This is a genomic window from Aestuariivita boseongensis, assembly GCF_001262635.1.
Taxonomy (GTDB): Bacteria; Pseudomonadota; Alphaproteobacteria; order Rhodobacterales; family Rhodobacteraceae; genus Aestuariivita; species Aestuariivita boseongensis.
In genome coordinates, this window is record NZ_JXYH01000049.1 from 11944 (window position 1) to 29810 (window position 17867).

At 61.7% G+C, this 17867-nt stretch carries 25 protein-coding genes and 1 tRNA gene; 10 read left to right on the top strand and 16 right to left on the bottom strand.

Annotated features, from left to right (window positions below; all coding sequences use genetic code 11):
* Window positions 1-84: 84 nt before the first annotated feature.
* From TR61_RS15895 to TR61_RS15905, 3 genes are read right to left on the bottom strand one after another with little or no spacing between them, the layout of a single operon-like run.
* Window positions 85-885, bottom strand: coding sequence for an iron chelate uptake ABC transporter family permease subunit (locus TR61_RS15895; RefSeq protein ID WP_050931513.1), 801 nt, complete (start codon window positions 883-885; stop codon window positions 85-87).
* The gene (locus TR61_RS15900) at window positions 885-1640 is read right to left on the bottom strand and encodes an ATP-binding cassette domain-containing protein (protein WP_050931514.1); all 756 of its coding nucleotides are present in this window, start codon (window positions 1638-1640) and stop codon (window positions 885-887) included. Before TR61_RS15900 ends, TR61_RS15895 begins: the two co-directional genes overlap by 1 nt.
* Window positions 1637-2116, bottom strand: coding sequence for a Fur family transcriptional regulator (locus TR61_RS15905; RefSeq protein WP_050931515.1), 480 nt, complete (start codon window positions 2114-2116; stop codon window positions 1637-1639). Before TR61_RS15905 ends, TR61_RS15900 begins: the two co-directional genes overlap by 4 nt.
* A gap of 96 nt (window positions 2117-2212) precedes the next feature.
* Here TR61_RS15905 and TR61_RS15910 point away from each other — a divergent pair, with 96 nt between their 5' ends.
* A complete protein-coding gene (locus TR61_RS15910) occupies window positions 2213-3220 on the top strand; it encodes a zinc ABC transporter substrate-binding protein (protein WP_050931516.1) in 1008 nt (335 codons plus the stop codon).
* A gap of 55 nt (window positions 3221-3275) precedes the next feature.
* Window positions 3276-4142 carry a helix-turn-helix transcriptional regulator gene (locus tag TR61_RS15915; RefSeq protein WP_050931517.1) on the top strand — a complete coding sequence of 289 codons (867 nt, stop codon included), beginning with the start codon at window positions 3276-3278 and terminating at the stop codon, window positions 4140-4142.
* 4 nt (window positions 4143-4146) lie between these two features.
* Here the strand turns inward: TR61_RS15915 and TR61_RS15920 are convergent, their stop codons facing one another.
* The 4 genes from TR61_RS15920 to TR61_RS15935 all read right to left on the bottom strand — a co-directional run bounded on the left by TR61_RS15920 (window position 4147) and on the right by TR61_RS15935 (window position 6816).
* The gene (locus tag TR61_RS15920) at window positions 4147-4965 is read right to left on the bottom strand and encodes an ABC transporter substrate-binding protein (RefSeq protein ID WP_082181994.1); all 819 of its coding nucleotides are present in this window, start codon (window positions 4963-4965) and stop codon (window positions 4147-4149) included.
* 2 nt (window positions 4966-4967) lie between these two features.
* Window positions 4968-5756 (bottom strand): energy-coupling factor ABC transporter ATP-binding protein, encoded by a 789-nt coding sequence (locus tag TR61_RS15925; RefSeq protein WP_172677001.1) that lies wholly within the window; start codon window positions 5754-5756, stop codon window positions 4968-4970.
* Complete coding sequence (locus tag TR61_RS15930) at window positions 5749-6456, bottom strand: ABC transporter permease (protein ID WP_050931518.1); 708 nt, start codon at window positions 6454-6456, stop codon at window positions 5749-5751. Before TR61_RS15930 ends, TR61_RS15925 begins: the two co-directional genes overlap by 8 nt.
* A 120-nt stretch (window positions 6457-6576) precedes the next feature.
* Complete coding sequence (locus tag TR61_RS15935) at window positions 6577-6816, bottom strand: Lrp/AsnC family transcriptional regulator (protein WP_050931519.1); 240 nt, start codon at window positions 6814-6816, stop codon at window positions 6577-6579.
* Window positions 6817-6986: 170 nt separating this feature from the next.
* Between TR61_RS15935 and hisB the strand changes: the two genes are divergently transcribed.
* Window positions 6987-7574, top strand: coding sequence for an imidazoleglycerol-phosphate dehydratase HisB (gene hisB / locus TR61_RS15940; protein ID WP_050931520.1), 588 nt, complete (start codon window positions 6987-6989; stop codon window positions 7572-7574).
* 5 nt (window positions 7575-7579) lie between these two features.
* Window positions 7580-8218, top strand: a complete 639-nt coding sequence (gene hisH, locus TR61_RS15945) for an imidazole glycerol phosphate synthase subunit HisH (protein WP_050931521.1) — start codon at window positions 7580-7582, stop codon at window positions 8216-8218.
* A 75-nt stretch (window positions 8219-8293) separates the two neighbouring features.
* On the opposite strand, the gene TR61_RS15950 is transcribed toward hisH, so the two are convergent.
* The gene (locus tag TR61_RS15950) at window positions 8294-8686 is read right to left on the bottom strand and encodes a DUF2147 domain-containing protein (protein WP_050931522.1); all 393 of its coding nucleotides are present in this window, start codon (window positions 8684-8686) and stop codon (window positions 8294-8296) included.
* Between the two features lie 127 nt (window positions 8687-8813).
* Here TR61_RS15950 and hisA point away from each other — a divergent pair, with 127 nt between their 5' ends.
* The 5 genes from hisA (at window position 8814) to TR61_RS15975 (ending at window position 11469) form a co-directional block, all read left to right on the top strand.
* Window positions 8814-9536: a 1-(5-phosphoribosyl)-5-[(5-phosphoribosylamino)methylideneamino]imidazole-4-carboxamide isomerase gene (hisA, locus tag TR61_RS15955; protein WP_050931537.1), complete on the top strand. Its 723-nt coding sequence runs from the start codon at window positions 8814-8816 to the stop codon at window positions 9534-9536.
* A complete protein-coding gene (locus TR61_RS15960) occupies window positions 9533-9826 on the top strand; it encodes a hypothetical protein (RefSeq protein ID WP_050931523.1) in 294 nt (97 codons plus the stop codon). The genes hisA and TR61_RS15960 overlap by 4 nt, the downstream gene beginning before the upstream one ends.
* Window positions 9827-9905: 79 nt before the next feature.
* Complete coding sequence (locus tag TR61_RS15965) at window positions 9906-10382, top strand: DUF2867 domain-containing protein (protein ID WP_082181995.1); 477 nt, start codon at window positions 9906-9908, stop codon at window positions 10380-10382.
* Window positions 10383-10402: 20 nt separating this feature from the next.
* Window positions 10403-11164, top strand: a complete 762-nt coding sequence (gene hisF / locus TR61_RS15970) for an imidazole glycerol phosphate synthase subunit HisF (protein ID WP_050931524.1) — start codon at window positions 10403-10405, stop codon at window positions 11162-11164.
* The gene (locus TR61_RS15975; RefSeq protein WP_050931525.1) at window positions 11161-11469 is read left to right on the top strand and encodes a phosphoribosyl-ATP diphosphatase; all 309 of its coding nucleotides are present in this window, start codon (window positions 11161-11163) and stop codon (window positions 11467-11469) included. The genes hisF and TR61_RS15975 overlap by 4 nt, the downstream gene beginning before the upstream one ends.
* Window positions 11470-11503: 34 nt before the next feature.
* On the opposite strand, the gene TR61_RS15980 is transcribed toward TR61_RS15975, so the two are convergent.
* The 4 genes from TR61_RS15980 to rlmB all read right to left on the bottom strand — a co-directional run bounded on the left by TR61_RS15980 (window position 11504) and on the right by rlmB (window position 13834).
* The gene (locus TR61_RS15980) at window positions 11504-11974 is read right to left on the bottom strand and encodes a CoA-binding protein (protein WP_050931526.1); all 471 of its coding nucleotides are present in this window, start codon (window positions 11972-11974) and stop codon (window positions 11504-11506) included.
* A 206-nt stretch (window positions 11975-12180) separates the two neighbouring features.
* Window positions 12181-12627 (bottom strand): YHS domain-containing (seleno)protein, encoded by a 447-nt coding sequence (locus TR61_RS15985; protein WP_050931527.1) that lies wholly within the window; start codon window positions 12625-12627, stop codon window positions 12181-12183.
* 107 nt (window positions 12628-12734) lie between these two features.
* Window positions 12735-13055, bottom strand: a complete 321-nt coding sequence (locus tag TR61_RS15990) for a hypothetical protein (RefSeq protein WP_050931528.1) — start codon at window positions 13053-13055, stop codon at window positions 12735-12737.
* An 11-nt stretch (window positions 13056-13066) separates the two neighbouring features.
* Window positions 13067-13834 carry a 23S rRNA (guanosine(2251)-2'-O)-methyltransferase RlmB gene (gene rlmB / locus TR61_RS15995; protein WP_050931529.1) on the bottom strand — a complete coding sequence of 256 codons (768 nt, stop codon included), beginning with the start codon at window positions 13832-13834 and terminating at the stop codon, window positions 13067-13069.
* A gap of 112 nt (window positions 13835-13946) precedes the next feature.
* Here rlmB and TR61_RS20010 point away from each other — a divergent pair.
* A tRNA-Tyr gene (locus TR61_RS20010) sits at window positions 13947-14030 on the top strand.
* Window positions 14031-14379: 349 nt separating this feature from the next.
* On the opposite strand, the gene TR61_RS16000 is transcribed toward TR61_RS20010, so the two are convergent.
* From TR61_RS16000 to TR61_RS16015, 4 genes are all read right to left on the bottom strand, one after another.
* A complete protein-coding gene (locus tag TR61_RS16000) occupies window positions 14380-16065 on the bottom strand; it encodes a recombinase family protein (RefSeq protein ID WP_050931530.1) in 1686 nt (561 codons plus the stop codon).
* The gene (locus TR61_RS20570) at window positions 16062-16505 is read right to left on the bottom strand and encodes a DUF2924 domain-containing protein (RefSeq protein WP_425394227.1); all 444 of its coding nucleotides are present in this window, start codon (window positions 16503-16505) and stop codon (window positions 16062-16064) included. Before TR61_RS20570 ends, TR61_RS16000 begins: the two co-directional genes overlap by 4 nt.
* Window positions 16502-16783, bottom strand: coding sequence for a DUF3489 domain-containing protein (locus TR61_RS16010; protein WP_050931532.1), 282 nt, complete (start codon window positions 16781-16783; stop codon window positions 16502-16504). Before TR61_RS16010 ends, TR61_RS20570 begins: the two co-directional genes overlap by 4 nt.
* 165 nt (window positions 16784-16948) lie before the next feature.
* The gene (locus tag TR61_RS16015; protein ID WP_050931533.1) at window positions 16949-17581 is read right to left on the bottom strand and encodes a tyrosine-type recombinase/integrase; all 633 of its coding nucleotides are present in this window, start codon (window positions 17579-17581) and stop codon (window positions 16949-16951) included.
* Between the last annotated feature and the right edge of the window lie 286 nt (window positions 17582-17867).

Here is a 17867-nt window from a genome sequence, read left to right on the forward strand (position 1 = left end):
ATCCGAAAATTTTATCAATTGGTAAATTTTTGGATTCGGCAAAATTCCATCCGCGTGAAACCCCGTGCCGGAATTTCAGGCAGATCAGGCGCGGTTGGCGGTCTGGAACAGCGCGCGCAGATTGGCCACAAGAAAGGCCCCGGCCAGCATGCAGACAATCGTGGGGCCTGTGGGCGTGTCATAAAGGTAAGACAGCCGGAGCCCGCCCAGCGCCGCGCTTATTCCGATCAGCATGGCGATGGCGGCCATCACCTCGGGCGTGCGGGAAAAGGGGCGCGCGGCAGCCGCCGGGATGATCAGCAGCGCCACGATCAGCAAAACGCCCACCACCTTGATCGCCACGGCCACGGTCACCGCCAGCGCAAGGGTAAAGATCAGCTGTTCGCGCCGCGGGTCGATGCCGGATGCGGTGGCCAGATCGGGGTTCAGCGTCGCGGTCAGCAGGGCCGACCAGCGCCACAGCACCAGCGCGCAGACCGCCGCCGCCCCCAGCCAGATGACCGCCAGATCGCCGCGCGACACCGCGAGAATATCGCCAAAGAGATACCCCATCAGATCGACGCGCACCCCCTCCATCAGCGACACGGCCACAAGCCCCACCGCAAGAGAGCTGTGCGCCACCACCCCCAAAAGCGTATCCATCGCATAGCTGCGCTGGGTCAGCCCGGTGATCAGCAGCGCCATGACCAGCGCCGCAAACAGCGTGCCGGCAAAGATCGACATGGACAGCGCTAGCGACAAGGCCACACCCAGGATGGCGGCATGGGCCGTGGCCTCTCCGAAATAGGCCATGCGCCGCCAGACGACGAAACAGCCCAAAGGTGCTGCGGCAATGGCCACACCAACGCCTGCCAGCGCGGCACGGATCAGGAAATCGTCCAGCATTATTCCGCCGCCTCGTGATCATGATTGTGGCCGTGATCATGGGTATGATCATGCGAATGGGTATGTTCGTGCCGATAAAGCGCCAGCGCACCGCCAGTGCCGGTGCCGAACAGCGCCCGGTATTCGGGGGCCGAGGCGACGATATCCGGCGCCCCTTCACAGCAGACATGACCGTTGAGGCAGATCACCCTGTCGGATGCGCTCATCACCACGTGCAATTCATGGCTGACCATCAGCACGGCACAGTTCAGACTGTCGCGCAGATCGGCGATCTTCTGATAGAAGGCCGCCGATCCGGGCTGATCGAGGCCTTGGGTGGCCTCGTCCAGGATCAGCAGCTCGGGCCGATCCATGAGCGCGCGCGCCAGCAGCACGCGCTGAAACTGCCCGCCCGAAAGCGCCGACATCTGGCGATCGGCCAGCCCGGCCACATCCGCTTCCCGCAGGGCCGTGTCGATGTCAGAGGCCGCGCGCCGGTGCGGCAGGTTCAGAAAACGCCGCACGGTCAGCGGCAGGGTCGCGTCAATGGCCAGCTTCTGCGGCACATAGCCGATCCTCAGACCCGGTTTGCGTTCAACCATTCCCTTGGCAGGTTTCACCGCACCGATCAGCGCGCGCAACAGGGTCGATTTGCCCGATCCGTTGGGGCCCACGATGGTTACGATTTCCCCCGGCCGGATGGCGAAGTTCACCCCCGTCAGCGCGGTGACATCGCCGACCTTCACGGTCAGACCCGTGGCCGTAATCAGGCTCACGCGGCCTCCTCCTGACATTTTGGGCAGAGGCCCTCGGCCTCGACCACCGTGCGTTCGATCACAAAGCCCGCATCGCGCGCCACATCGCCCAGACGGCCCTGGGTCAGGTCGGTATGCGCCTCGGCCACGCTGTCGCAACTGCGGCAGATCAGGAAGGCGGGTACATGGCGTTCGCCGGGATGGCCGCAGGCGATAAAGGCGTTCAGCCGTTCGATCTTGTGGACGAATCTGTGTTTGACCAGAAAATCCAGCGCGCGATAGGCGATGGGCGGTTGCGAGCCCAGCCCTTCGGCCCTGAGCCGGTCAAGAATGTCATAAGCCCCCATCGCCCGGTGTTCGTCCAGCAGGATTTCCAGCACCCGTTTGCGCACGGGCGTCAGGCGCAACCCCTTGTCCTTGCACTGTTTTTCCACAGCCTCAAGGCTGCCGGAGATGCAGCTTGCGTGATCGTGATGTTCAAATCCTGGGGTTGTCATGGGCCTATGTCCACTTAGCGGCCGAGGGGTATTGATACAGTATAACAGTTATATTATTACAGGCGCAACCGTTATAACATAACAGGAATGCCTGCCATGCGCCTCGCCACCCTTTTCGCCCTTGGTTTTGCCACCCCTGCCCTGGCCGATGTGCCGCGCGTCGCCACGGACATTCCGCCCGTGCATTCGCTGGCTGCCATGGTGATGGAGGGCGTGGGCACCCCTGAGCTGATCCTGCCGCCCGGCGCGTCGCCACATGAATTCTCGCTGCGCCCGTCGGATGCGCGCAAATTGCAGGAGGCCGAGGTGATCTTCTGGGTCGGCGGCAGCCTGACCCCATGGCTGGAAGAGGCGAAAGACACACTGGCGGGAGGCGCGACATCTGTTGCGCTGTTTTCCGTCAATGGAACGCTGCACCTGCCCTATCGCGACTCGGCGATTTTCGGGGACGGTCACGGGCATGACGATCATGGCCATGACGATCACGCGCACAAGGACGACCACGGGCATGACGATCATGCGCACAAGGACGACCATGGGCATGACGATCACGGCCACACCCACGCCCATGCGCATGACCATTCCGGCGAAGACCCTCACGCCTGGCTTGACCCGGAAAACGCGAAAATCTGGCTGGCGGCGATGGCGGACACCCTGTCCGAAGCCGATCCCGAGAATGCCGCGACCTATCAGGCCAATGCAGACGCTGCCCAGGAAAAGCTGACGGCGCTGCAATCCGAGCTTTCCGACAAGCTGTCCGCCGCCGGAGAGATTTCCTTCGTGGTCTATCACGACGCCTATCAGTATTTCGAAAACCGCTTTGACGTAGCCACACGCGGGGCGATCTCGATCTCGGACGCCTCTGATCCGGGTGCTGCGCGGGTGGCAGCGATCCGCGATCTGGCGCAAAGCGAAAACATCGCCTGCGTTTTTGCCGAACCGCAGTTCAACCCCGCCCTGATCAACGCGGTGTTCGAGGAAGCGGATGTCAAAACCGGCGTTCTGGACCCGCTTGGCGCGGATCTGGAGCTTGGGGCGACGCTGTACCCCGCGCTTCTGTCGCAAATGGCTGACGCCATGGCAGGCTGCGGCACTGGGGATTGACGCGGGACAAAACAGGGCAAGTATGGATCATGGGACACCTCAAAGGCAGCGACGCATGACCATCCCTTCCGGGCCGACAGCTTTCCTGACCACGCGCGAGGTCGCGGACCTGCTGCGCGTGAAGGAACGCAAGGTCTATGACCTGGCGGCCGCGAATGAGATCCCCCATCGCCGGGTGACGGGAAAGCTGCTGTTTCCCAAAGACGAACTGACGGCTTGGATCGACGGCGGCGCGCCCTCGGCTATGGACCGCCCGCCGATCATCGCGGGCTCTCACGATCCGCTTCTGGACTGGGCCGCGCGGGAGGCCGATGCCGGCCTCGCCACACTGTTCGACGGCAGCGCGGCGGGGCTTGAGGCGTTCCGGTCGGGCGCGTCGATGCTGTCGGGACTGCATATTCCCGAAGCGGATGGCTGGAACATCCAGGCGGTCACGGAAGCAGGGCTGAGCGACTGTGTGCTGATCGCCATGGCGCGGCGCAGTCAGGGTCTGATGATGCGCCCGGATCTGACCGGGCGGGTGCAGGGCCTGTCGGATCTGGGCGGCCTTCGGATGATCCTGCGCCAACCCGGTGCGGGCGCGCGCAGCCTGTTTGACCGGCTGACCCGGGGCATGGATCTGGGCGGGATCGACATTGCGCCGCAGCCTGCGCGCACGGAAACGGACGCGGCGCAGGACGTGGCCCAGGGCCAGGCCGATATCAGCTTCGGGCTTGAGGCGGCGGCGCATCAATACGGGCTGGCCTTCCTGCCGCTCGCGACCGAGCATTTCGACCTGCTGATCGACCGCAAAGCCTATTTCGAACCGCCGGTGCAGGCGCTTTTGGCTTTCCTGCACTCGGATGCCTGCGCGCAGAAAGCGGCGCAACTGAAAGGTTATGACCTGTCCCCGCTGGGAACGGTGCGCTGGGTGTCGCCTTAAGGCCTCAGCGCGTGGCGTTGGGGAAGAAAAGCTGCTGTCCGTCAACCTTGAAGGCGGCGATGGCGGCCTGACCGTCGTCCGACAGGATCCAGTCCACGAATTGCTGCGCCAGTTCGGCCTTCACATTGGGATGGCGTGCGGGGTTCACGGCGATGATGCCATATTGGTTGAACAGCCGCGGATCGCCTTCAAAGACGATGCTGTGCGATCCCTTGTTGCCAAAGGCGATCCAGGTGGCCCGGTCCGTCATTGCATAAGCCCCCATCCCCACGGCGATATTCAGCGTGGCCCCCATGCCTGAGCCGGTTTCGCGGTACCAAGTGCCCGAGGCCGCCTGCGGATCCAGCCCCGCCGCCTGCCACAGCCGCAATTCGGCCTTGTGCGTTCCGCTGTCATCGCCGCGCGAGGCGAAAGGCGCCTGCGCCTCGGCCAGCGCTGCAAAGGCCCCCAGAACATCCGCCTGCCCCGACAACCCCGCCGGATCGCCCGCAGGCCCCACGATGACGAAATCATTATACATCACGTCAAATCGTTCGAGGCCGAAGCCATCGGCCACGAAAGCCTCCTCGACCGGTTTGGCGTGGACGAACAGGATATCCCCATCGCCGTTGCGCGCATTGCGAATGGCCTGGCCCGTGCCCACGGCGACCACGCGCACCTCGATCCCGGTCTTTTCGGTGAAGATCGGCAACAGGTGATCGAACAGCCCCGAATTCTGGGTCGAGGTCGTGGATTGCATCAGGATAAACCCGTCGGCCCAGGCGGGCAGTGGAAGGGCCAGAAGCGCCAGCAGAGCGGCGCGTGTCATCCATGTCTTGAACATGTTCACCTCGGGTCTGTTACGAAAAGCCGGCCCTCAAGCCAGGCGCGCAGCGCCTCGGACCTTGGTGCCTGCCACAGGGCATCGGCGCGCCCTGCTTCGGCCACGCGGCCGTCCTGAAGAAAGATCAGATCCTGCGCCAATCGCCGGGCCTGTCCCTGATCGTGGGTCACCATCACCAGGGTGACGCCCTGATCATGCGCCCCCATGATCAGTCGTTCGATACGGGCGGTCGCCGCCGGATCCAGATTGGCCGTGGGTTCGTCCAGAAACAGCATCTGCGGCCCGCAGGCCAGCGCGCGGGCAATCGCCAGACGCTGCTGTTCCCCGCCCGACAGCACGCGCGCAGGCCGGTGCGCCAGATGGGTCAGCCCGGCCATCTCAAGCGCCTCGTCCACACGCCGCGCACGCTCGCGCCCGGTAAAGCCGCGCACTTTCAGGGCAAAGCGCAGATTGGCCTGCACCGACCGGCGCAGCAGGACCGGGCGCTGGAACACCATTGCCTGGGATTGCTGATGCGCCTGGGTCATGGGCTGGCCCTGCCACAGCACCTGCCCCTCAGACGGCGCGATCAGCCCATGCAGCAGCCGCAAAAGAAGGCTTTTACCCGCGCCATTGGGCCCCAGAACCACTGTGCGCCGACGCGCCTGGAGCGTCAGGTCGATCCCGGAAAGCAACGGCTGCCCCCCGACAACGCAGCCCAAGCCCCGCGCAGCCATAAGCGGCGGCGTGATCCGCGCCTCGATCACGTTGGCGCCGGGATCGCCCGGAACGATGCGGGTGGGATCATGCATAGGCCGCCCTCACCGCCGTGCCGCGCACGGTCATCACGATCACATTGACCACCAGCGCGATCCCCAGCAGCACTAGCCCAAGGGCCAGCGCCAGCTCCAGATCCCCTTTCGAGGTCTCAAGCGCAATCGCCGTCGTCATCACGCGGGTCACGTGGTTGATATTGCCGCCCACGATCATCACCGCGCCCACCTCGGCCACGGCGCGGCCAAAGCCGGCAAGGATCACCGTCAGCAGGCTGAACCGCGCATCCCACAACAGCGCCCCCATCCGCTGGAGCCGCCCCACACCAAGCGATGCGAACTGTTCGGCATATTCGGCATTCAGATCCTCGACCACCTGCCGCGACAGCGCGGCGATGATCGGCGTGACCAGCAGCGTCTGGGCGATAATCATGGCCGTGGGCGTATAAAGAAGCCCCAGAACCCCCATCGGCCCCGAGGCCGACAACATCAGATAGACCACCAGCCCCACCACCACCGGCGGCAGGCCCATCAGCACATTTGTGATCAGAATCGCCCCCCGGCGGCCCGGAAAGCGGAACGCGCCCAGCGCGGCCCCCAGCGGAAGGCCGATCACACAGGCAATCGCCACAGCCGTCAGGGTGACCTGCAACGACAGGCCCACGATCTCGGACAGGGTACCGTCCCAGGCGGCGACCAGCCCGAAAGCCCGCATCAGAATGTCAAACAGACTGTCCAAGCTATGCGTTTCCTCCGCCCCTTTGGGAAAGTTTGACAGTAAATGACAAAAAATAGCAACAGATGTATTTCACTTACATCTTTAAATGCGCATCAGGGCGCCCCACCGCCCCTGCCCGGCCTAGAACACCTTGAAGGTCATCGTGGTCAAAGACCTCTCGATCCCCGGAATGCCCAGTAGCTCGTCATTGATGAATTTGCCCACGTCCTTGTCCTTGGGGATGTAAAGCTTCATCAGCAGGTCATATTCGCCGCTGGTCGAATACAGCTCGGAATGGATTTCGCGCAGGGCGATCTCTTCGGCGACCTTGTAGGTGGTGCCGGGTGTGCAGCGGATCTGAACGAATACACAGGTTGCCATCTTGGCCTCATCTCATGGGTCAGGGGCCAAGCTGACACGGGCACAGGCCGGGCGCAATCCCCTGCCGCGCGCGCCCGTTCCGACACAGTTGCCCGGCAATCCCGATCAGGGGGCTTTTGCCCGCCCCTCTCCCGCCCTATAAGGCGCGCGTATTGCAAAGGAAAACGCCCATGCGTCAGGCAAAGATCACGCGCAAAACGGCCGAGACGGATATCACCGTCTCCATCTCTCTGGATGGGACCGGCCAGTATGACAACCAGACCGGCGTGGGGTTCTTCGACCACATGCTGGATCAGCTGGCGCGCCATTCGCTGATCGACATGGAAATCCGCGCCGCGGGCGATCTGCACATCGACGACCACCACACCGTCGAAGATACCGGCATCGCGCTGGGTCAGGCGCTGACTCAGGCGCTGGGGGACAAGAAGGGCATCCGCCGCTATGGCGCGTGTCTTCTGCCGATGGATGACGCGCTGGTGCGCGCCGCGCTTGACCTGTCGGGCCGGCCATTCCTTGTGTGGAACATGGACCTGCCCACGCCCAAGATCGGCACGTTCGACACCGAACTGGTGCGCGAATTCTTCCAGGCCCTGTCGACCCATGGCGGCATCACGCTTCACGTCGATGCGCTGCACGGGATCAACAGCCACCATATGGCCGAGGCCGCCTTCAAGGCCGTCGCCCGCGCCCTGCGCGACGCTGTGGAAACCGACCCGCGCAAGGCCGATGCCATCCCTTCGACCAAGGGCGCGCTGTAACGCCCATGCTGACGGCGATCATCGACTACGAAAGCGGGAACCTGCACTCGGCGGAAAAAGCTTTCCAGCGCATGGCGCGCGAGGTGGATGGCGGCACGGTTGTCGTCACCTCGGATGCCGATGTGGTGGCCAAGGCCGACCGGATCGTGTTGCCGGGCGACGGGGCCTTCCCGGCCTGCGCCGCCGCGCTGCGGGCGCAGGGCGGCGTCTATGACGCCATGCGCGAGGCGGTCGAGGATCGCGGCCGCCCGTTTCTGGGCATCTGCGTGGGCATGCAGCTGATGGCCAGCTGGGGCCGCGAATATGAAGACACGCCCGGTCTGGACTGGATCGGGGGCGAAGTGGTGAAGATCACCCCTTCGGACCCGGCGCTGAAAGTGCCGCATATGGGCTGGAACGATCTGGTCATCGACCGGCCCCACCCGGTGCTTGAGGGGATCTCGACCGGCGATCACGCCTATTTTGTGCATTCCTATCACATGGCGATGACCGATCTGTCACAACGGATCGCCCATGTGGATTACGGCGGCGATGTCACCGCCATCGTGGGCACCGGCACCATGATCGGCACCCAGTTTCACCCCGAAAAAAGCCAGGCCACGGGCCTGCGCCTGATCGGCAATTTCCTGAAGTGGAAACCCTGAAATGAAAGACGCCCCGGACTTGATCCGGGGCCTCTGCGGCGGAACAGGAGGTCCCGGATCAAGTCCGGGACAGGATCACTTCACCCGCGACCAGGTCCCGCCATCCCGGCAGATGCCCAGAACGCAGCCCGAGACTTTCAGCGCGTTGCCCGCAAGCTCCAGCTTGGAGTTATAGGTCTTGTCGCGGTCCGGCGAATAGACCTTACCGCCGCTGTATTTCCCGCCGCCATCGGCTTCCATGTCCCAGATGATGTCGCGGCCATTGTTCGGGCTGTCGATCGGCTGGCCGGACCCATTAAACGATTGCACCAGCTTGCCGCAGATCTTCGCGCCACAGGCCGCCACCTGAATATGGCCGAAATTCCCGTTGTCATCGGGAATGGTCTTCCAGGTGCCATAGATCGGATCGGCAAAGGCCGGTGTCGCCAGCGCCAGCGTAGTCACGATGCCAAGGATGGTTTTCTTCATGGTCTGTCCTCCCATTTTGACGCCACTCTGACGTATCAAAGCCATTTCGCGCAAGACTGACTTGGCGTCGCGTTGCATTCCCCTGTCCGGCGTGCATAAAGCCGCCCAGACAGCGAAAGGCCCGACCATGATCCTTTATCCCGCGATTGACCTCAAAGACGGCCAGGCCGTGCGCCTTCTGCGCGGCGAGATGGACCAGGCAACCGTCTTCAACGACGATCCCGCCGCCCAGGCCATGGCCTTTGTGGAGGCGGGCTGTGAATGGCTGCATCTGGTTGATTTGAACGGCGCTTTCGCCGGGGAGCCGGTGAACGCCGCTCCGGTCGAGGCGATCCTGAAGGCCACCGATGTTCCCGCCCAACTGGGCGGCGGCATCCGCGATATGGCCACGATCGAGGCGTGGTTGGATAAGGGCCTGGCCCGCGTGATCCTCGGGACTGTCGCCGTCGAAAACCCCGACCTGGTCCGCGAAGCGGCCCGCACCTTCCCCGGCCATGTGGCTGTGGGCATTGATGCACGCAATGGCCGCGTGGCCACCAAAGGCTGGGCGGAGGAGACGGACGTGATGGTCACCGACCTCGCCAAATCCTTCGAGGACGCGGGCGTGGCCGCCATCATCTATACCGACATCAACCGCGATGGCGCGATGCAAGGCCCCAATATCAACGCGACAGCCGATCTGGCCCGTGCGGTGCAGATCCCCGTGATCGCCTCGGGCGGGGTGTCGTCGCTGGCCGACCTGATCGCGCTGCGGGATACCGGCGTGATCTCGGGCGCAATCTCGGGCCGCGCGCTTTATGATGGCGCGATTGATCTGGCCGAGGCGCTGACCGCGCTGTCAGAGGGATGAAGTTTCGCTGGATATACGTCATCCTGACCGCCGTCATCGCGGTCTGCCTCTATCCCGCCTATCTTGTTCTGTGGTCTTCGAACTTCGCCAAAGAACATGGCTGCATCGTCCATGAAGGGTTCCAGAACCCCTGCGTTGTGGACGGCGTGGATTATGGCGAACAGCTTTACACAGCCTTTGTCTCGGGTTGGTTTCTTTTGGCGACATTGCCCGTGGCGGGGCTCTGCCTGCTGATCATGGTGGTGATCGCGCTGCGCGATATCATCAAGGCGATCCGCGCCCAGCGCTGAGATCCGCGTCACCGCGCCTCATGGCATTGGCGCGGTCGCGTGCCGATCTACCTGACAGATCCTTTCGAGAGCCCGCGCCATGTCTGCCCCTGTCAGCACTTCCCCCCTGCCTGCCTTCTCTGCCCTGCACGCACGCCGCGTGCCGGGGGATTTTCTGGACTGCTACAGTGTCGCCTCCCCCCTGTCCCCGCGCGCCGCTGCCGAGATCATCACAGATTTCCCCGGCTGGGCGCAGGGCCTGCTGCGGCTGCGGCGGCTGATCACCACGCCCTTCGGGCTCGACAATGATGGCCCCGAAGCGCCCGACCGTGTGGGCATCTTCCCGGTTGAATCAGAGACAGACACCGAACTGGTCGCAGGCTTTGACGACAAACACCTCAATTTCCGGGTGTCCGTCACATCGCATCAGGGGCGCGTGACCTTGGCCACATGGGTAGAGCCCCACAATATCGGCGGGCGCATCTATCTGGCGGCGATCATGCCCTTTCACATCCTGATCTCGCGCAATGCCCTTGCGCGCGTGGCGGCGCATCCACTCTCTGGTCAAACTGCCTGATCCGGCCTAGAACACCGCCCATGTTGAAAACCCGCATCATCCCCTGCCTTGATGTCGCCGATGGCCGCGTGGTCAAAGGCGTGAATTTCGTCGATCTGGTGGATGCCGGCGATCCGGTGGAGTCGGCCCGCGCCTATGATGCCGCCGGCGCGGATGAGCTCTGTTTTCTCGACATACATGCCACCCATGAAAACCGCGGCACGATGTATGACGTGGTCCAGCGCACGGCCGAGCAGTGCTACATCCCCCTGACCGTGGGGGGTGGCGTGCGCACCAAGGAAGACGTGCGCGATCTGCTGCTGGCAGGCGCTGACAAGGTCAGCTTCAACTCTGCCGCCGTGGCCAACCCCGATGTGATCGCGGAGGCCGCGGATCAGTTCGGCTCCCAATGCATCGTCTGCGCGATTGACGCCAAGACCGTCTCACCGGGGAAATGGGAAATCTTCACCCATGGCGGGCGCAAACCCACCGGCATCGACGCCGTGGAATTCGCCAGAACCGTCACCGCCAAGGGCGCGGGGGAGATACTGCTGACCTCAATGGACCGAGACGGCACACGCGCAGGTTTCAACATCCCGCTGACCCGCGCGATTGCCGATGCGGTGGATGTGCCGGTCATCGCCTCGGGCGGTGTGGGCACGCTGGATCACCTGGTCGAAGGCGTGACCGAAGGCCATGCTTCGGCCGTGCTTGCCGCCTCGATCTTCCATTTCGGCGACTACACCATCCGCGAGGCCAAGGAACACATGGCCGCCGCAGGCATCCCGATGAGGCTGACATGAGCACGCTCGACACCCTGGCCGCGACCATCGCAGCCCGCAAATCCGCCGATCCCGACAGCAGCTGGACCGCGAAACTGCTGGCCAAAGGCCCCGAAAAATGCGCCGAGAAATTCGGCGAAGAAGCTGTGGAAGCCATCATCGAAGCGGTGAAAGGTGACCGCGCGGCGCTGACGGCGGAAGCGGCCGATGTGCTTTATCATCTACTGGTGATGCTGGCCGCGCGCGATGTGACGCTGGACGACGTGCTGGCCGAACTGGCGCGCCGCGAAGGCATCTCGGGCCTAGACGAAAAGGCCAGCCGCTGAGCCGCGCGGAGTTTTCCGCGAACGTTCGGCCCGCTCAAAGCTTTGACGAAATCACCCCGGTCGCAAACCCGCCCATGCGCAATTCCCCGAACAGCCGCTGATATTCGATCTTCGGGCAGCGGTTCTGAATGACATTCAGCCCCGCCCCTTCCGCCTTGGCGGCGGCTTCGGCATGCTCCACGCCAATCTGCATCCAAATCGTTTTCAGCCCTGTCAGATGCGCCATCGCCTCATCCACGATTTCGGGCACCGCGTCTGAGCGCCGGAAGATGTCCACCATATCGATGGGCCTGTCGATGTCGCTCAGGCTGGCCACGATCTTTTTGCGAAAAATCTCTTCCCCCGCATGGATGGGATTGACCGGCACGATATCGAACCCCTTCAGGTCCAGATATCGCGCGACATAGTAACTGGGCCGCACCGGGTTCATCGACACGCCGACCATGGCGATGGTCTTGGTTGCCTTCAGGATGCGGCGCAGGAAATCATCGGAATATTGTGTCATGGGCGCAACTTACTATCCCGTTATCCAAGAAAAAAGCGCTCAAGGAAATCCTTGAGCGCAAAGTCACGGAACGAGGGACAGTGAAGTGATCGCAGAGGTTCCGGCTCTGCGTCATGCACTTGAGATAGGTGAGCATTTCTGTCTGAAAAGAGGGCCAACGGTGACGGATGCGTGATCTGCGCATATTTTGGCGGAATTCCGCCGATCTAAGCCTGCAAAACCTGCGGCCAGTTGGCGTCACCGCGCGCAATAAATCCCGGAATGTCGCGCTGCCAAAGCTCCAGCACCCGCAGGGAATAGCAGAGGTACAGTTTGCCGTCGACGATCTGCCAGGCTTCAGGCACCACCGGCGCGGTGTAGCCGCGTGCGACCGCGTACGCGCAATAGCCGCCATATTGCGGGGCATAGCGCATCGGATTCATCTCGAACCGGGTGCGATTGGCGGCTGAGGCGAAATAAAAAACCGCCCCTTTCCACATCACCGCGTGATCACGTGATCCTTTCACCGGCCGCCCTTCGGTGAAATAGGCCACCACGTCAATTCCGCCGATCACGGCCCCTTCGCGGGCAAAGAACATCGGCTGATCCGCACGGACGGGTCCCGCCGCCGCAAGTGCGGCCCCAGAGGCAAGAAAAAGACGGCGCGACAGCATCGGAAAATCTCCTCGTTGATCGTGTCCCCAAGATGACGCCTTCCCATGCGTCACGCCAGCCCCCGCACGGCGATGTGATCTGGCAGCCCGCGCGCGTGAGAAGCGTTTCAGTCGAAGATATCCTCGATCACGTCAAACGCTTCCTCGAACAGCTTCGACATCAACCCCTTGCGGCGCTTGCGCTTCACCGGCCTTTCGGGCTTGGCCTTCCTGGGTTTGTGCGCTTTCGCAGGTACAGCGACCTCCCGCACCCGGCTGGGCGGCACCAATTCGCGCGGCCCCTCGCGATCCTTGCGCAGCATCTTCATGTCATGCAGCGGCGCCCCGCAGGAGGAACAGGCCAGCTCATGCCGGTTGCGGCCTTTCAGCACCAGCGCCGCGCGCGTGCCGCAGTAGCAGCAGGTGGCGATTTTCGTGGGATACGCGATGAGACCTCTCCTTATGCCTTCAGAGAGGCATATAAGGCCACCGCCGCCGCATTGGAGACATTGAGCGACCCAAACGCGCCCGCCGCGTCGATTTTGACCAGTTTATCGCAGGTCTCTTTCGTCTTTTGCCGCAGTCCCGGCCCCTCCGCCCCCAGAACAAGCGCAACGGGCCGGTCCGACAGACCGTCCAGCGCGGCCTCGATCGTCTCTTCGGCCTCACCATCCAGGCCCAGCACGATAAAGCCCATGCGCTGCAACTCGGTGATGGCATCCGCCAGGTTGCGCACCCGCAGATACGGCTGACGCTCCAACGCGCCACTTGCGGTCTTGGCCAAAGCTCCGGTTTCGGGTGCGGAATGATGCCGCGTCCCGATCACCGCCTGCGCGCCCAGCACCTCGGCCGATCGCAGGATCGCGCCCACGTTATGCGGATCAGTCACCCGGTCCAGCAGGATCACCCGATGGGCGTCAAAGCACCGGTCCTCCAGGCTGCCCCAGTCCAGCGGCTTGACCTCAAGCGCGGCACCCTGATGCACCGAACCGGGATCCAAAGGCGCGTTGAACTTGCGCGGATCGACCACCTCGGGCGTGAGCCCGGATGCGGCAATGGCATCGGCCAGCTTGGCCTCGGCATTTTGCGTCACGATCAGGCGCAGCTTGTCGCGCGCGGGATTGCCCAGTGCATCGCGCACCGCATGCAGGCCAAAAAGCCAGACCGTCTGCGCAGCCTGCGCCTTTTTCGCCTGTTCCTTTTCCACGACCCATTTGGGTTTTTTCATGGGTATCACATCCCGTTTCTGCGTCCGGCCCTCTACAGGGATTTTCCTGTTGACGGCCCTTGGGCGCGCTTGTAATCACGCCCGCACGTTCAGCGCAATGCGCAAGAACAGTGGGCGACAGGCCGCAAGGTGTGGCAGGGGACTGTAACTCCCTCGCGGAGACGCACGCCTGGTTCGATTCCAGGGTCGCCCACCACTCAAAACTCCTCCGGCATATGTAATTCGGTCGAACGCAGCCCGGCCTTGCGTCCTCCCGATCGATCCCCCGGATCGATCCTGCGCTTCGACCTGTTGGCAGGGGCCACCTGCGGTTCCCTCGCGGAGACGCACGCCTGGTTCGATTCCAGGGTCGCCCACCACTCAGTCTCCTCAAAACCGCCGGCAGAATGCGAGTTCTGGATAGTCCCGACTTATCCGTGGGTTAGAGGAGCTCAAACAGCACAAGACCTCACGATAGGTATCAGTTTGAAGCGATTTTGGGGCACATACGTTGAAAGTCTCTGCCGGGCATGTCCCTATGAGGTCTTGAGCGGAACCAGCCCAGCTTAGTGATCCGGAAAACCCAAAATCCGCCGCTGCTCCTCCCAGCTCAGCGGCAGTCCAGGAAGATCGCGCAAGGATTTCGCTGTGAGTTCGGGTGGTTGGCGACCCTCAAGAATAGCCATCGCGATGTCCGGGGCCAACCAGGCGAGCGGAAGAATGCGACTGACAGATCCGCTGCGCAGACCTTCCCGCTCAGTAATTTGCTGGATGGTTTGAGATTTTCCTTCTAGAAGTTCGCCAGCCCATCGTCTGGCATCAGCGACAAGTGCGATGAGATCCGTGTCCGGCTGTGGAGCGTTTTCAGGTGTAATGACGATAGGTCGGGAACGACCGTTCTGGCGTTTACTGTACGGCACTTCGAAACTGGCCAAAATCGGCCTGTGATCTGTATTTTGTACGAACAGTGCACTCAGATCAAGCCTAATACACAGACGATCCTGTTGCGTTTCGATGCGTTTAATCAATCCGCTCAGGTTGTGCGTGTGGGTATCACTGTCGTCTACTTCAATCTTTGAGTTGAGGGCGTCCGCCGCCTGCAAAATGTCAACCATCGGAGCATCCGCCACGTCGGCTCGTGTGATTTGCTCTGCCAGCCAGGCTCTATCGCTCAATCGACACGAAAGACTGCTAAAAACAAGGCGCTCGATCGCAATCGCAGGCAGGCGCGTGATGTCGGCCCTGTCCTCTGCACCAGTCGGCTTTGACGTATAATACCAATAGCGTTTTGTCCGAGCGGTACTGCCCTGACGCATGGATTTGCATGCGTAGGTCGTCCGCATCGCCCTGCCCTTTTGGTCGAATAGCAGACCATTTAGTACACGCTCTGCAGATCGGCGGGATGTGCTAATCTTCTTCCCGCCATGTTCCGATAGGAGGGCCCGCACCTTAGCCCAAGTATCGTCATCTATGATTGCTTCGTGTAGCCCATCGTGGACTGCGTCCTTGTGACGGGTTTTGCCAATGTAGATCGGATTGCGCAGGATATTGTAAAGCGCACCGCGCGAGAGAGCGCTGCCACCAGTAGTGCGACCGAACCGATTGGTACGGCGCTTGCTAACAACACCAAGTTTGTTCAAACGCTTTGACAGTTCGCGTACCGAACCCGTGGACAAATACTCTGCGAAGATGATCCGGATGACCCCTGCCTCATCTGGATTCACCACGAGAGCCTTGTCCTTGACATCGTAGCCCAAGGGTACCGCGCCCCCCATCCACATGCCCTTGCGTTTGGAGGCAGCGACTTTGTCCCGGATACGCTCGGCCGTCACCTCGCGTTCGAATTGGGCGAAGGACAGAAGTACATTCAATGTCAGGCGCCCCATCGACGAGGTCGTATTGAAGGCTTGGGTTACCGAAACGAACGACACCCCTGACCCGTCGAACAGTTCGACCATCTTGGCGAAGTCGGCCAGCGATCGTGTCAGCCGATCCACCTTATAAACGACAATGACATCGATACGCCCGTGACGCACATCCGCAAGCAAATGCTTCAGACCCGGACGGCCCATCGTTCCGCCGGAGTAGCCGCCATCGTCATAACGATCTGAGAGTTCCATCCAACCTTCGTGTTTCTGACTGAGAATGTAAGCAGCACAAGCCTCGCGCTGCGCCTCCAGCGAGTTAAACTCCTGATCCAGCCCTTCCTCTGTCGACTTTCGCGTGTAGATGGCACAACGCTGGCGGATCATCGATTTGCGTCCTCACGCAGCCCGAAGAACTTGGGACCGTTGCGATTGGTACCCGTCATCGCACGCGCGACCGCGGAAAGGGATGTGTACCGCTCCCCGTTCCATAGTGCGCGTCCGTTTTCCGTGACCAAGACCTCGTGGATTGTCCCGCCCCATTTCTTCAAAAGGCGGGTGCCATCACAAACCGTCCGCAAGTTTGCGCGGTCGTTGTCATTCTCAGTTCTCGTCCGCATAACCCGGTTCCACGCACTATGCGTTTGGGTCGTCTCGCCCCCTGACAACTTGGCTTGAGCCTCCCAGGCAAGCGCAAGTCGCATCAGACGCGCGGTAAAGGTTTTGGGCGGCTCTGACCCCTTGGTTTCCGCCCAAAGCTGTCGAAGTGCGGCCGCATCCGCCTGTTCCAACTCCTGAAGGCTCAATGTTGCCAGGGACCTTGTCACTGACCTACTCCGTCTATCACGCGGTAGCGGGCAAACTTGCCCGACCGATCGAGCTCGATCGATACGCCGGAGGATCGCAACCGGGAGATCGCCGCGCGCACTGTATGCGGCTGCCAGCCGAGCTGATTTTGAAGCTGAGCAACCGTTGCGCCGTTCCGCCGCGACAAGAGTTGATGCAAGGTGTCGGATTTGGATTTGCCTGTCTGCTTTCGCAGCTTTTCCCCTCCCAGACACGTCGAAGGAATTTTTTTGATTTGTTCGGCCATTTTGGTCTCCATTTAAGTGCGGGGCACCGGCACCCCGTACTGCCCAAAGCCCGGCAGACCGGGCAGGAAACCAATTTGCTAATTGACAACAGTGACGCTCACACGGGCTCGGAAGTCCAGCGGAAGATCGAAGATCCAAGGACAGAAGGCGGACGGTCGCAACCGCCCGCCTAAAGTTCAAATGTCGATCTTCTCGGCAATACTCAGCGCGTCTTCAAGCTCGACACCGAGATACCGCACAGTGCTATCCACCTTTGTATGACCAAGCAGCAGCTGAACCGCTCTCAAATTGCCGGTTTTGCGGTAGATCAACGCGGCCTTGGTGCGTCTCAGTGAATGCGTCCCGTATCCATTGGGATCCAGACCAATTGCCGACACCCAATCCCGGACAAGGCGCGCATACTGCCGGGTGGATACATGCGGACTGCCATGGAAACGACTGGGGAAGAGGTAAATACAGCCAAGCATCTGCGGACGGCTCACCCAATTCCAAATGGAATTGCGGGTATTCTCCGAAATCTCAAATTGCACGGGGCGCTTGGTCTTGCGCTGGATAATCGTTACACGCTCGCGGACCCTGTTTCCCGTGATCAGGTCAGAGACCCTCAAACAAACCAGGTCGCAACCGCGCAACTTACTGTCGATCGCAAGGTTAAACAGCGCAAGATCCCTCAGATTACCGGAGAGCTCGAGCCGGGCACGGATCGCCCAGACCTGTTTCGCGAGCAGAGGCCGTTTCTGGCCAACGAGCCGCCCTTTGTTCCAGGGTACGTGCTTGGGTCTGATGACGGGAAGTTGGATTGTAGACATTGTCTATCCTCAATCCGTCCCTCCCACTCCTAGCGTCGACATTGTGTTGACCGACAGACCGTATCAATAGGCACAACGACCAGTTCCATTAGTTTAGCCGACATTCATGTCCGACGCAGCGAATGGCTACACTGAGCCCAAAGCGGTCATGGCTTTTGGGTATTTAGGTTGGACTGTTTTACAAGTGTTCCATCGCTGAATTGACCCGCCGACTAAAATATCCGACGGGCCGACAACTATGAAAATAGCCCACTTACGGACACTGTTAGGGTCAGGACCCATTGAT